The 13,910-nt window shown below is 68.6% G+C and carries 12 protein-coding genes; 9 read left to right on the top strand and 3 right to left on the bottom strand.

The window, feature by feature from the left end:
• Window positions 1–160: 160 nt before the first annotated feature.
• The gene (locus AB0C27_RS27455) at window positions 161–820 is read right to left on the bottom strand and encodes a response regulator transcription factor (protein WP_357848949.1); all 660 of its coding nucleotides are present in this window, start codon (window positions 818–820) and stop codon (window positions 161–163) included.
• Window positions 817–2,073 (bottom strand): histidine kinase, encoded by a 1,257-nt coding sequence (locus AB0C27_RS27450; protein ID WP_357848946.1) that lies wholly within the window; start codon window positions 2,071–2,073, stop codon window positions 817–819. Before AB0C27_RS27450 ends, AB0C27_RS27455 begins: the two co-directional genes overlap by 4 nt.
• Window positions 2,074–2,252: 179 nt before the next feature.
• Here AB0C27_RS27450 and AB0C27_RS27445 point away from each other — a divergent pair, with 179 nt between their 5' ends.
• The 8 genes from AB0C27_RS27445 to AB0C27_RS27410 all read left to right on the top strand — a co-directional run bounded on the left by AB0C27_RS27445 (window position 2,253) and on the right by AB0C27_RS27410 (window position 11,753).
• Entirely contained in the window at window positions 2,253–3,821 is a 1,569-nt protein-coding gene (locus tag AB0C27_RS27445; RefSeq protein WP_357848943.1) for an alpha/beta fold hydrolase, read from the top strand.
• A 93-nt stretch (window positions 3,822–3,914) separates the two neighbouring features.
• Window positions 3,915–4,511, top strand: coding sequence for a hypothetical protein (locus AB0C27_RS27440; protein WP_357848940.1), 597 nt, complete (start codon window positions 3,915–3,917; stop codon window positions 4,509–4,511).
• A gap of 5 nt (window positions 4,512–4,516) precedes the next feature.
• Window positions 4,517–5,584, top strand: a complete 1,068-nt coding sequence (locus AB0C27_RS27435) for an HlyD family efflux transporter periplasmic adaptor subunit (RefSeq protein ID WP_357848935.1) — start codon at window positions 4,517–4,519, stop codon at window positions 5,582–5,584.
• A complete protein-coding gene (locus AB0C27_RS27430; RefSeq protein WP_357848933.1) occupies window positions 5,581–6,264 on the top strand; it encodes an ABC transporter ATP-binding protein in 684 nt (227 codons plus the stop codon). The genes AB0C27_RS27435 and AB0C27_RS27430 overlap by 4 nt, the downstream gene beginning before the upstream one ends.
• Entirely contained in the window at window positions 6,264–7,436 is a 1,173-nt protein-coding gene (locus tag AB0C27_RS27425; protein ID WP_357848930.1) for an ABC transporter permease, read from the top strand. The genes AB0C27_RS27430 and AB0C27_RS27425 overlap by 1 nt, the downstream gene beginning before the upstream one ends.
• 713 nt (window positions 7,437–8,149) lie before the next feature.
• A complete protein-coding gene (locus tag AB0C27_RS27420) occupies window positions 8,150–9,115 on the top strand; it encodes a GlxA family transcriptional regulator (RefSeq protein WP_357848927.1) in 966 nt (321 codons plus the stop codon).
• A gap of 2 nt (window positions 9,116–9,117) precedes the next feature.
• Window positions 9,118–9,741 carry a DJ-1/PfpI family protein gene (locus tag AB0C27_RS27415; RefSeq protein ID WP_357848924.1) on the top strand — a complete coding sequence of 208 codons (624 nt, stop codon included), beginning with the start codon at window positions 9,118–9,120 and terminating at the stop codon, window positions 9,739–9,741.
• Between the two features lie 410 nt (window positions 9,742–10,151).
• A complete protein-coding gene (locus AB0C27_RS27410; protein ID WP_357848921.1) occupies window positions 10,152–11,753 on the top strand; it encodes a DUF4158 domain-containing protein in 1,602 nt (533 codons plus the stop codon).
• Window positions 11,754–12,241: 488 nt separating this feature from the next.
• On the opposite strand, the gene AB0C27_RS27405 is transcribed toward AB0C27_RS27410, so the two are convergent.
• Window positions 12,242–12,763 (bottom strand): hypothetical protein, encoded by a 522-nt coding sequence (locus AB0C27_RS27405; RefSeq protein WP_357848918.1) that lies wholly within the window; start codon window positions 12,761–12,763, stop codon window positions 12,242–12,244.
• Window positions 12,764–12,788: 25 nt separating this feature from the next.
• On the opposite strand from AB0C27_RS27405, the gene AB0C27_RS27400 reads away from it, so the two are divergent.
• Window positions 12,789–13,865: an MFS transporter gene (locus AB0C27_RS27400; protein WP_357848915.1), complete on the top strand. Its 1,077-nt coding sequence runs from the start codon at window positions 12,789–12,791 to the stop codon at window positions 13,863–13,865.
• The last annotated feature ends 45 nt before the right edge of the window (window positions 13,866–13,910 follow it).

Raw genomic sequence — 13,910 nt, 5'->3', positions numbered from 1 at the left:
TCTGGCTGGTCAGGCCGGGGCTGGTGAGGCATTGCAGGGGGCTGAGGACGTGGTAGAGCCAGAGGATGGTGGCGTTGCCGCCGGCGAATGGGCCGCTTGGTGTGGCGGCTTGACCGACTGGGCCGGTCGCATACGCCCAGAACTTCGCGACCCATGATCGTTAGGTGGCTCCGGTGCGTACCAGGCCGCTTTCGTAGGCGAAGACCACGGCTTGGACACGGTCGCGTAGGCCGAGTTTGGCCAGCACGCGGCTGACGTGGGTTTTGACGGTGCCCTCGGACAGGAAGAGGCACTCGGCGATCTCGGTGTTGGACAGGCCGCGGGCGATGAGGCTCAGCACCTCGCGTTCGCGTTCGGTCAGGACGTCGAGGCTGGCAGCGGGTATGGCCTGGGCGACGCCGATGCCGACATATCGTTCGAGGAGCCGGCGGGTCACGCTGGGCGCGACGACCGCATCGCCGCGTGCGACCACGCGGATGGCCGAGAGCAGGTCGGGCGCGAGGGTGTCCTTGAGGAGGAATCCGCTGGCGCCGGCGTGGAGGGCGGCGTAGACGTACTCGTCGAGGTCGAAGGTCGTCAGGATCAGCACCCGGATCCGGCTGGTGCCGGTGCATATGCGGCGGGTCGCTTCGACGCCGTCGACCTCGGGCATCCGGACGTCCATGAGCACGATGTCGGGCTGGAGTTGGACGGCCATCTCCGCGGCCTGCGCGCCGTCGCCTGCCTCGCCGACGACCTGCATGTCGTCGGCGTTGTCGAGGATCATGCGGAAGCCGGTACGGACGAGGGCTTGGTCGTCGGCGAGCAGTATGTCGATCATGTGGCGTGTCCCTGGATCGGGAGCGCCGCCCGTACGGTGAACCCGCCTCGGGGCTTCGGGCCTGCGGTGAACGTGCCGCCGAGCAGTTTGACGCGCTCGCGCATGCCTCGCAGCCCGTTACCTGCGCCGGTGTTACCTGCGCCAGCGTCCCCGGTCCGGGCGCGGCCGTTGTCGCTGATCTCGATGCCGATCTCCGCGTAGTGGTAGGTGAGGACGACGCTGGCGGCGGCGCCCGTTCCGGCGTGTTTCATGGTGTTGGTCAAGGCTTCCTGCACGATGCGGTAGGCCGACAGGTCCATGGTGGCGGGCAGGGTCACGGGGGAGCCCTCGACGCGCAGCCGTACCGGCGTGCCTGCCCTGTTGACCTGCGTGAGCAGGGCGGGCAGGTGCGCCAGGCCGGGCTGCGGATGCCAGGCATCGTCCACCTCGTCGACCGCGGCGAGCACGTGTCGCATGTCGGCGAGGGAGTCACGGCCGGTGGTGACGATCGTCTCCAGCGCGGTCCGGGTATCGGCCGGGGTGTTGTCGAGCGCGGCGGCGCCGCCTTGGGCCTGGATCACCATGAGGGACAGGCCGTGGGCCACGACGTCGTGCAGTTCGCGGCTAATCCGGGCGCGTTCGGCGGCTACCGCGAGCGCGGCCTGCTGGTCGCGTTCGCGTTCGAGGTCTCGGGCGTGTGCGTGCAGCTCGTCGAGGTAGGCGCGGCGGCTGCGGGCGCCGGAGCCGATGGCCCAGGAGGCGACCAGGGCCGAGCCGAGTACGGACAGGCCGCTCCAGGCATCGGCCGAGGCCTGGCGATGGACCCTCATGACCTCTTTCGGGCCGGATGGGGTGCCAAGGCCGGGGCCCATGGAAAGTACCTCGGATGGGCCGGGTAGCGGGCCGTACAGGCTCCATCCGGCGGCCACAAGCAACAGGCAAGTCAGGGCCGCCAGCGAGATGACCCACGCGTAACGGGAGGCCACCGTGTAGAGCAGAACCAGCACGCTCAGATCGATGATCATGAGAGGTGCGGCCTGCGCCACGTGCACCCCGGCGGACAGCACGCAGACGACGAGCATCGGCAGCGGCCAGCGCCTGCGCAGCACGACGCCGCCGGCGGCGAGCGCCGTCGCCGCCCACCACAGGGCGAGTTGTCCGTCCTGTCCAGCGGCGACGGGGGTACCCGCCGTGTTGCCCACGATCGCGTTCGGGGCGTTGACCAGCACGCAGATCGCGAGCAGCACCGCGGCCGGCGCCGCGTCCTGCAGCATCGGTGAGCGTGACCACGCGCGAAGAGGCGTCATAGTCCTGTGAGCTTATGGTCAGGACCGATGCGCCCGCGTCTGCCGCAAGTCTGATTCGGCGACGCCCGTATACGTCTCAAGACAGATGCCCACGTGTGGCTGGAGGCGGACGCGGGTGCACGATCGCCGCCACCAAGGTGGGCCACATGACTGAACATGGACTTCTGACCGGCCGCGCGGTTGCCGCCGCAGCCGCGAGTGCCGTCACCTTGACCGCGCTGATCGCGGGCTCGCCCGCCGCGACGGCTGACAGCGGGCAGGCGCTGGCATCGGTCACGTGGCGGTCGTGTCCCGCCTATTCCGACGAGGTGATCCGTAGCCTTGCCGTCACTGATGAGCAACGGCGGACGTTCCGTGCGCTGCTGGGCCGGATGGAGTGCGGAACCGTCAGCGTTCCACTGGACTACCGCAAACCAGGCGGACGGCAGATCACCATCGCGATCACCCGGGTCAAGGCCATCGACCGCAAGCACCGGCTGGGCAGCCTGGCGCTCAACCCGGGCGGGCCAGGCGCCTCCGGTTACCTATTCCCGCTCCAGATCGCCTCGATGAACCAGACGAACGCCAAGCTCAACGACCGCTACGACCTGATCGGCTTCGATCCCCGCGGGGTCGGTTACAGCACCAAGGTCGACTGCCCGGCCCCCCAGGGCCAGGGCGTGCCGCCCCAGCCGGGGCCGCTGCCCGAGGAGACGGCCAAGCTCGTCCACGAGTCCGGGGCCGCGGCGAACAAGGCGTGCGGGGATTTCGATCCCGCCTTCCTCGGCCAGCTCACCACCCAGAACGCGGCCCGTGACCTTGATCGGGTGCGGATCGCACTGGGCGAGCGCAAGCTCAGTTTCCTGGGCATCTCCTGGGGCACCTGGCTGGGCGCGGTCTACCGCAGCACGTTCCCGCACAGCGTCGGACGCATGTTCCTGGACAGCGTGGCGCCGGTGAACTTCCGGCTCGACGACTTCGAGGACGGCCACGCGGCGGGCACCGAGCGTCACTTCCCGCGGATGGCGGCCTGGATCGCCGAGCGCAACGGGACCTACGGCCTCGGCAGCACCGCGAAGCAGGTGCGGGCCACGGTGCTGGCGCTCGGTCGCGCCTATGACGAGCAGCCGAGGCGCTATAGCGACTGGGAGATGGTGGCCGATGGTGCCACGGTCTCCATGCTGGCCATCCAGAGCGCACCGGACTGGCCGCAGGTCGCCCAGGCGTTCAAGGAGATGCGGGACGAGAGTGACACCGCGCCGCCGGCCCTGAGGGGACTTCTCGGGCAGGGCACTCTGCAGCGCCCGCCGGCCGGCGCGCCGGAGCGGTTCAACGCGACCGCGGGCCAGGCCGTCTTCTGCAACGAGGACCCCAGCCGGCTCAACTTCTCCGATGCCTGGGCCACCTACCAGCGGCGACTTGAGCGCAACCCGGTCACCGGGCGGGCCAGTAGGTTCTCCGCCCAATGCGCGGGCTGGCCGCTGCCGGTGCAGAAGATCAAGGTGCAGCGTCGCGGCGGGTCGCTGGTGCTGGCCGGACATCGCTACGAAGCCGTCTCCCTGTATGAGTGGACCAAGCAGATGCACGCCGCCGTTGGCGGCACGGTCTTCACCGTCGCCGACGACGTGCACGGGTCCGTCCTGCGCGTGCCGGACTGCGCCGCCGAGCTCGTGTCGTACTTCACCACGGGCCGCATCGACCGCGGCTGCGACGGCACCCCTGTACCCGCGAAGTAGCCGACGCTGCCCTCACCCGGTCGCCGGGACGGCCACCGCACGCGCCGTCTCGGCGACCGGGCCAATACTCACCCGCACACGATGGAGAACGACATGGCAAGCACTCTCGGCCAGAGCGTGGCCAGGCGGAAGTGCTCACGCAAGAGCACCGCGCGGGCCGTCGCACCGGTTCTCGCGCTGGCCGCCCTCGCGCTGGCCGGCGTGGCCTGCGGGGACAGCCAGGAACCCGGCAGGACGGTGGCCTCCCTAGCGCCGCAGGCCGGTCCGGCGTCCGCCGCCGCCCCGCAGGGCGGTTCCAAGGCCGATCCGGTGGCCTTCGCCCAGTGTGTCCGCGACAACGGGTTGCCGGACTTCAAGGACCCGGAGCCGGGCAAGGGCATGGGAGAGGGGATCGATCTCAACTCCCCGGCGTTCAAGAAGGCCGCCGAGGCCTGCAAGGAGTTCATGCCCGCTCCGCCCCCGCAGAACGACCCCAACGCGACGTGGTCCACGGCGGACAAGCTCAAGTACGCCGCGTGCATGCGTGACAACGGCGTGCCGTCGTTCCCCGACCCTGACGCAGGTGGCGGTTTCAAGCTCAACGACGACCCGAACACGCCGCAGTTCAAGAAGGCCGAGGAATCCTGTAAGCAATACCAGCCGCAGAGCATCCGGAACATGACCCCCGGCAAGACCGGCGGCGGCAGTTGAGTGCGATGCGCTGGGTGGCCGCGCTGGTGGCGGCCGGCGCACTGGTGGCCGGGGGTGGCTGGGTCTTGCGCGCCGACCCGTTCGCCGCGCCCACTGCGAGCACCACCGCCCAGAGCCCGGCCAGGACCGGGCTGGCACAGGTGACCAAGGGCACATTGTCGGCCCGTACCCTGCAAAACGGCACGCTCGGCTACGCGGGCAACCACCAGATCGTCAACAGGGCTGCCGGTACGGTGACCAAGCTGCCCGCCGTGGGCCAGGTCGTCACCGCGGGCAATGTGCTCTACCGGGTGGACGGCAAGCCCGTGGTGCTGCTCCACGGTGCGGTTCCCATCTACCGGTCGCTGTCGTGGGGCGCCGACGGCGCCGACGTTCAGCAGCTGAACGCCGCGCTGGTGACGCTCGGCCACGCCACCAAGGACCAGCTCGACCCCGGATCCGACTACTTCGGCAGGGCCACCTACAACGCTCTTCGGGACCTGCAGGACAGGGCCGGACTGGAAGAGTCGGGGAACCTTGCACTCGGCCAGGCGGTGTTCGTGCCGGCCAAGACGATCCGGGTGCTGAAGGTGAACGCGGTCAGCGGCGCGCAGACGGCGGCCGGGACCGTGGTGCTTGAGGCATCCTCGACGGCACGGCAGGTTACCGTCGAGCTGAACGCCGGCCGGCAGAGCCAGGTGGCCGTCGGCGACAAAGTGATCATCACGCTGCCCGACGGCAAGACAGCGCCGGGCGTGGTCTCCGAGGTCGGCAAGGTCGCCACCACCTCCGACAGCGGGACCACGATCGAGGTGAAGATCCGGCCGACCAGGCCGAAGCAGACCGGCAGCCTGGATAAGGCGCCGGTACAGGTCTCGATCGTCACCGGCACCGCCGAGGACGTGCTGTCGGTGCCGGTGAATTCGCTGCTCGCGCTGGCCGGTGGCGGCTACGCGGTCGAGGTCGTGGACGCCGGTGGCGAGCATCGGCTGGTGGGTGTGACGACGGGGCTGTTCGACGACAGCGAGGGCAGGGTCGAGGTCACCGGCGACGGCCTGGCCGAAGGTCAGCGCATCGTGGTGCCTGCGTCATGAGGAGTGTTCTGGAACTGGACCGGGTGAGCAAGGTCTATCCTGGCGCGACACCGGTGGTGGCGCTTCAGGAGGTCAGCTTCACCGTCGAGGCCGGCGAACTGGTCGGCGTCGTGGGGCCGTCCGGGTCGGGCAAATCGACGCTGCTGCAGATCATGGGTACGCTGGATCGGCCCACCTTGGGCACGGTGCGCATCGTCGGCGACGACGTGGCGAGCATGTCCGACCGGGCCTTGGCCAGACTGCGGGCGATGCGGATCGGGTTCGTCTTCCAGCAGTTCTTCCTGGCCCAGCACGCCACGGCTGTGGAGAACGTGGCCGACGGCATGCTGTACACCGGTGTCAGATATCGCGCCAGGCTGCAGGCGGCGTCCGAGGCGTTGGAGCGGGTCGGGCTGGGGCATCGCTTGGACCACCGTCCCCCCCAGTTGTCGGGCGGTGAGCGGCAGCGGGTCGCGATCGCCCGCGCGCTGGTCGGCAACCCGGCGATCGTGCTGGCCGACGAGCCCACCGGTAACCTCGACAGCGTTTCCGGAGCCGCGATCTTCACCCTGCTGAAGAAGCTCAACGCCGAAGGCGCCACTATCATCATGATCACGCATGACCGGGAGCTGGCCGCGAGGCTGCCCCGCCGCATCGAGATGCTGGACGGGCACCTCGTCGCCGATGGGCGGGAGCCGTGATGTATTCGGCCGACCTGGCGCGGGTGGCCAGCCTGGGGCTGCGGACCCGGCGGATGCGAGCGGCCCTGTCGGCGCTCGGCATCGCCATCGGCGTCGCGGCGATGGTGGCCGTGCTGGGCTTGTCGGCCTCCTCCCAGGCCGGGTTGCTGGCCGAGATCGACAAGCTGGGCACCAACCTGCTCACCGTCACCCCCGGCCAGACCATGGGCGGCGACAATGCGAAGCTGCCCGGTGACGCGCCGGGGATGATCGCCAGAATCGGCCCGGTCGAGAAGGTCGAACACACCGGTAAAACCACGGCCAACGCCTTCCGCAACCCCTACATCCCCGCCTTCAACACCAACTCGCTGAGCGTCAACGCGGCCAGCCTGGACCTGCCCGCCGCGGTGCGCACCAGCCTGGCCCAAGGCGCCTATCTCAACGCCGCCACCGCCCGGCAACCGGTCGCCGTCCTCGGCGCCGACGCTGCCCGGCGTCTCGGCATCGCGAAGATCCACCAGGGGATGCGCATCTGGGTCGGCGGGCAATGGTTCTACGTCGCCGGGATCCTCAACCCGGCGAAGCTGACGCCGGAGATCGACTCCGCGGTACTGGTCGGCTATCCGGCCGCCGAAAAATACCTGCGCTTCGACGGCCATCCGACCACGATCTACGTGCGGGCGGCCACCGAACACGTGCCCAGCGTGCGGAAGGTACTGGCCGCCACCACCAACCCGCGCAATCCCGGCGAGGTCAACGTCAGCCAGCCCTCCGCCGCCCTGGTGGCCCGCGCGGCCGCCCAATCCGCGTTCAACGGCCTGTTCCTGGGCCTGGGCGCGGTCGCACTGCTCGTCGGCGGCATCGGCGTCGCCAACACCATGGTCATCTCGGTCCTGGAACGCCGCTCCGAGATCGGCCTGCGCCGCTCCCTCGGAGCGACCAGAGCAGACATTCGCCTGCAGTTCCTGTCGGAGGCGATCCTGCTGGGCGCGCTCGGCGGCCTCGCCGGCGTGGCCCTCGGTGCCCTGGCCACCACCATCTACACCCACATCAACAACTGGGCCACCGTGATACCCCCGCTGACCTGGGCCGGCGGGCTGGGCGCGGCCGTCGCCATTGGCGCCACCGCCGGGCTGCTGCCCGCCATCCGCGCGGCCCGCATGCAACCTACCGAGGCACTGCGAACCGTCTGACATGCCCGGCGCGACGGGGCAAACCCGTCGGCCGGGCTTCAGGATGCCGGGCGGTCCGTTGATTGGATACTCACGACACTCACCCGCCCGCCACGCCCGCCTCCGCGCGAGCGCACCCCTGTGACCACCGCAGCACGTGAGCACGAGGGGTGCCCCGCATCCGGCGCAGGCCACTCCCGTGCGATCACCTGCCTGCGCTTTCCCCCTCGGCCGCGAACCCGGCCTACCCCGACCCGAGTAACCCGGCCGCGGTCCAGATCGGCCGCGGCTACAACCAGCAGCTCTACCTCTGCCCGGCAGCGCCGGAGCATCCGCATACCGAGCTGATGCAGTAACCGGCCCAGGCGGCTGCGCAAACGCACGACGCATCGTGATCACGTTGCTGCGCGCCAGACTCACCCCGAATGTCCGGACCGAACCCGCTCTTGGCGGCGTCCCGCAACTGCACATCATGAGCTGCTGCGGCTATGCCTCTCGTTTAGGTCATGTGGCGCGATTCTTACCAACGGGTCCAATGCGGCCCCGACCAAGTACGTGCTTGCGTTTTAAGGTTTCATGATCGTTTTACGCTCGGCGGTAGCTGTCACTTCCCGGGATAGCTGTCACTTCCCGGGATAGCCGTCACCTGAGCGCCGATCGGCAACCTGTTCATGGCCTAATTTGCAATATCTGTGTCATTGACGCCATCCATGTCACTGACCAGGATGAATGTCATGCGGCGACGAGTGGTTGTGGTGATCTTCGAGGGGTTCCAGCTCCTTGATCTGGCCGGGCCAGTGGACGTGTTCGAGACCGCGAGCTTGTTCGCCCCGGAGGGCGGCTACCGGGTGGAGGTGGCCGCGGTGCGCGCCGGCGCCGTGGCGGCTCACGGCGGGATCGTGATCGACGCGGCAATAGCCCTGCGCGAGGTCGAGGGGCCGGTCGACACGCTGCTGGTGCTGGGCGGCCTGAAGGTCCCGGACTGCGTGGATGATCGGGAGCTGGTTGAGCAGATCGCCCGGCTGGCGCGTGTGAGCCGCCGGGTCGCGTCGGTCTGCACCGGAGCCTTCCTGCTGGCTGAGGCCGGGCTGCTGAATGGCCGACGGGCGACCACGCACTGGATGGCGGCCGCCGACCTCGGCCGCCGTTACCCGGCTACCACGGTGGACGCCAATCCGATCTACATCCGGGACGGGGAGGTCTGGACCTCGGCCGGAGTCACCGCCGGAATCGACCTCACGCTCGCGCTGGTGGCCGAGGACCACGGCCACGCGCTGGCCCGGAAAGTCGCCCGCGGGCTCGTGGTGTACCTGCACCGGCCGGGCGGGCAAGACCAGTTCAGCACCCCAATGAGGGCCGGCACACCGCGCACCGAGCCGCTGCGCGAACTCCAAGCCTTCATCGACGCCAACCCCGCCGATGACCTGAGCGTGCCGGCACTGGCCCGGCGCGCAGGGATGAGCGAGCGCCACTTCTCGCGGATCTTCACCAACCAGACCGGAGTCTCTCCCGGCCGATACGTCGAGCGCAGCCGCGCCGACGCCGCTCGCCGACTGCTGGAGAGCACCGGCCATCCGCTCGACCGCATCGCGAGCCTATCCGGGCTCGGTACGCCGGAAACCCTCTACCGCGTCTTCCGCCGACACTGGCGGATCTCACCCGGCGACTACCGCCGCCGGTTCCAGACACAGGAGAACTGACCATGCACGTCGCCATCCCTCTCTACCCCCGGTTCACCGCCCTGGACGCGGTCGGCCCCTACACCGTTCTGGCCTTCGCGCCGGGCTGGACGGTCACCTTCGTGGCCGCCGTACCCGGCCCAGTCATCGACGACAAAGCCAGCCTCGCGATCACCGCTACCGCCTCCTTCGCCGACCTGCCCCGGCCGGACGTGATCCTGGTACCCGGAGGCCCCGGGACCCTGGCCGCCACGGGCGACCAGCAACTGTTGTCCTGGATCCGCGCCGCGCACGAGCACACCCGATGGACCACCTCGGTCTGCAGCGGCTCCTTCGTCCTCGGCGCGGCCGGTGTGCTGGCCGGTCGTAAAGCCACCAGCCACTGGGGCTGGGCCGAGCAGCTTCCCGCCGTCGGCGCCGAACACGTCAAGGAACGCGTCGTATTCGACGGCAAGATCGTGACAGCCGCTGGAATCTCCTCCGGCATCGACATGGCGCTGACCTTCCTCGCCGAGGCGCAGGATGAGGAGACGGCGCGGACCGTGCAGCTCGCGATCGAATACGACCCCCAACCGCCGTTCAACGCCGGCAACCCTCATACCGCCCCCGCCTTCCGGCGCGAGGCCGCACTGAACCTGATCTTCTGACCGCATCACGAGCAGCAGCTACCCGTTCCAGCAATCGTGACCCGGCTCATCGTGCATCCGTGGCGCACCTGAGCGTCGCACCGTCTTGGGTGATCACGATTGAGTGGCACAGCGGGCACGCCACCGTGACATGGGGGCCGGAGAACAGTGGAACGAAATCCGGCGTTAGCGAGTGGTCGACCTGGTCCAGGCCGTACTCACAGCCTGCGTTCCCTGAAGCGGTAACGCCGGATTTCGTTCCATCGCACACCTAAATTGGTCTTCAACAGGCGCGCCGATTGAACGCTGTGTAACGATTCGAGGACTCTCCGGAAAATTAATTATGTCTGGCCCTACCTTGTGGGCCGTGCCTGTGGAGTTCTTGAATGACGACGTCGTAGCCGTTCGACGGTCCTCCGTCGCGGGACGAATTGGAGAGGGTCTTCTTCCTCGATGACGCAGACAAGGCCCTGATCGCCAAACGGCGCGGGGGCCACCTGAAACTCGGGTTTGCCTTGCAGCTCGGGACGGTGCGTTTCTTGCGCACGTTTCTCACCGATCCGCTGGACGTGCCAACGGAAGTCATGGACTTCGTCGCCGAACAGCTGGAGATCGCCGATCCGTTGTGCGTGAAGCACTACACCGAGCGGGAGAAGACTCGTCTGGACCACACGTGGGAGATTCGGCGTGTCTTTGGACTGCGGGACTTCGCCGAGGTCGAAGACGAGCTGACCGCGTGGGTGGACGCGCGGGCGTGGATGTTCGAGGAAGGGCGCACCGCGATCTTCCACGGCGGTGAAATGGCTGGCCGAGCGCGATGTGCTGCGGCCGGGCATCTCGACGCTGACGCGCCTGATCGCCCACGTACGCGAACAGGCGATTGCGCGGCTGTGGGACGCCTTGAACGAGGTGCCGACGCCCGAGCAGCGCCAGGTGCTGATGATGGTGCCGGAGATCCGACCGGGGATGCGGATGTCGGATCTGGAGCGCTGGCGCACCAGGCCGGCGCGAGCCTCGGGCCCGGAGATGGTCAAGACGCTGAAGCTGGTCAGGGAGATCTGCCAGGCGGGGTTCGGGAAAATCGAGCTGGGCACGCAGATGCCGCGCCGACGGCTGGCGGAGCCGGCCCGCTACGGCATAGGGGCGCCAAGCCCTCACAGCTCAAGCGCCACCCCGAGGCGCGCAAGCTGGCCACGCTGCTGGCCACGGTGCGCCATCTGGAGGCCAAGACGGTCGATGACGGCCTTGAACTGCTGGACCTGCTGATGGTCACCGAACTGCTGGGCAAGGCGCAGCGGGCGGCCGACAAGGGCACGGTGCGCCGGGCGCCCAAGCTGGCCAAGGCCTCGGCCCGGCTGGTGGTGGCGGTGGAGGTGTTACTGGAGGCTACCGGCTGGGGTGAGGAGATCCGGCTGGCCGAGGTGTGGGACGCGATCGACATGGTCATTCCCCGCGCGGAGTTGCGGGCGGCGGTGGCCACGGTGACCGGCATAGTGCCGCCGCCGGACGCCGAGGACGACGGCGGCTGGCGAGCGGAGATAACCGGGCGGATCGCCACGGTCAGCGGGTTTGTGAAGCTGCTGCCGACCATCATCGCCTTCGGCGCGAACGCCGAGGGGATCGAGGTGTTACGGGCGATGCGCTGCCTGGCCGCCCAGCTGGACTCCAGCCGCAAATGGACCACCAAGACCATGCACGCGCAGGTGGTGACCGGGCCGTGGAAACGCCTGGTGTTCGGCCACCCGGCCGATCCGGGTGGCGCGGTGGACAAGAACGCCTACACCTTCTGCGTACTGGAGCAGTTCCACCGGCATCTCAAACGCCGGGAGATCTACGCGGAGACCTCGCTGCGCTGGCGTAATCTGAACGCGCACCTGCTGGAGGGTGCGGAGTGGGCTGCGGTCAAAACACCGGTGCTGACCGCCCCGGGGCCTGCCCGAGGACCCCGGCGCGCTGCTGGCCACTCACTTGGCTGGCCTGGATGCGGCCTATCGCGAGGGCGCCCGGAAGTCCTGCCAGTCCAAGCTCCCTGATCGAGGAAGGTGAACAGGTACTTCAGGTCGTACGCGTACGCGCTCAGAGTGTTCGGCGAGAACTCCCTGTCCCGAAGGTGATCCAGAAGCCGGCAGACCGGCCCCACCGGCTCTCCCTCATCGTTGACCGGCCGAACCCGGCGGACGATCCTGCCATCCCGCTCCTTGACGACCCGCATCTCGGCCTCCTCGCCTTGCGGCAGCAGGGATGTGGGCCAACGTATGCGACGAAGACGCGTCAAAGAGGGGAAACTCCAAGGTCATCCCAAGCGAATGTCCAGATAAGAACGTCTATGGGAAGTACTCGTTCGCGCTGCCGCAGCTGCCGGGCGGGCGCCGGCAGCTGCGCGACCCGGACGCCGCAGGCGACGAGGACGACGACGAAGAGGAGGCGTAGATCCGCCTCAGCGCATCAACTGCCGCGAGGCCCGCCAACCCGACTCCAACGACCACCACGTCGAGCATCGAGCACCTCCCGGCATGGTGGTTCACAACAGTTGCGCCTGGACGAATCCGGCCAACAGGACGGTGACGCCGCCGATCTCGCCGACGATCAGTGCGGACATGAAGGCAGCCGTACCGCGGACGGGATGGCGAAGCTGGTTGTCGGTGTCCTGGCGCCAGCCATGGTAGATGTAGGTCGCGATCGCCGCGACGAAGAACAGGATTACGACGCCGGCCGCGACGAGATTCACCACCGGCGGCCAGCCACTCAGCTCGACGAACACCGCGATCAGCAGCGTCGCGAACGAATAGAGCAGCGCAGCCCTGTGAGCGATGTCCACATAGGGGTGGGCCACGTGCTGTTCCGAGTGGACCATCTGCCAGTACTTCCAGACGCCTAGCACCAATGCCCCCAGGAAGATCAGCCCTGCCGGCAGCAGCACGACGATGGTGTCCGTGCCCAACGCCGGATCGCTACGCATGATCGGCCGCCAGGAGCGGGCCAGCAGAGGGTGAGCCTCCTCGGGGCCGTCGTCGTGCAGCGAGTACCCATCCTGCTGGAGCACCGCCGGTTGCCAGCTCCCGCATGCCATGGTCGGCCCGTCGTCCGCTGGCCATCTGCCTCACCACACCTTATCTAGACACTGCTGTTCGACTTATCGCAAGCTCGACCATACCCTAAGTCGAACACATATGTTCAGTTTAGGAGGATTGATGAATCAGACCCCACATGCCAGGTACCACCTGGCGGCAGCCGACGGGCAGCGAACGTCTCGGCGCTGGTTGGTGCTGCTCCTACTGTGCCTGGCCCAGTTCATGGTGATCCTGGACGTGACGGTGGTGAACGTCGCGCTCCCGGTAATCGCCGACCGGCTCGACCTGGACCGGACCGCGCTGACCTGGGTGATTACCGCTTACACGCTGTGCTTCGGCGGGCTGATGCTGCTCGGCGGGCGCATGGCCGACGCGCTCGGCCGCAGGCGCGTGTTCCTGGCCGGGCTGGCGGTGTTCACCCTCGCCTCGCTCGTCTCCGGGCTGGCCGGTGATGCGGCCATGCTCGTTGCCGCGCGTGCCGCGCAGGGCATCGGTGCGGCAATGTTGTCACCCGCGGCCCTGTCGATCGTGACCACGACCTTCCACGGCCCGGACCGCAACCGCGCGCTCGGCGTCTGGGCGGCCATCGGCGGCGCGGGCGCGGCCATCGGCGTGCTGCTCGGCGGGGTGTTCACCGCCGGACCCGGCTGGGAATGGGTGTTCTTCATCAACGTACCCGTCGGCATCCTGGTCGCCGTGACCCTGCCGATGGTGGTCCCCTCCGGCCGTTCCACCCGCCACGCGACCCAGATCGACGTGCCGGGCGCGGTGACCGCCGCCCTCGCCGTCGGCTCACTGATCTACGGGCTGGTGCGGGCAGGCGACACCGGCTGGGGCGACACGGTGACGCTGCTCGCCCTCGCCGCAGGCGTCGTGCTGTTGGTGGTGTTCGTCCTGATCGAGCGCGTCACGATGGTGCCGCTGGTGCGCCTGGCAGTGCTGGCCCGGCGTCCCGTGGCCGCAGGGAACCTAGTCATGTTGACCGCGTCCGGTCTGCTGCTGGCCCACTTCTTCCTGGGCTCTCAGAGTGCGTTCTGCGAGTTGATGTCCCTTTCATCGGTGGGGTTGGGTTAGGTCGGCTGGTCGGAGACCCGCCGGTCGGACTACGGGCGTGGCTGG

This window comes from Nonomuraea sp. NPDC048882, assembly GCF_040649755.1.
GTDB lineage: Bacteria > Actinomycetota > Actinomycetes > Streptosporangiales > Streptosporangiaceae > Nonomuraea > Nonomuraea maheshkhaliensis.
This window is presented reverse-complemented; position numbering and strand designations above follow the sequence as displayed.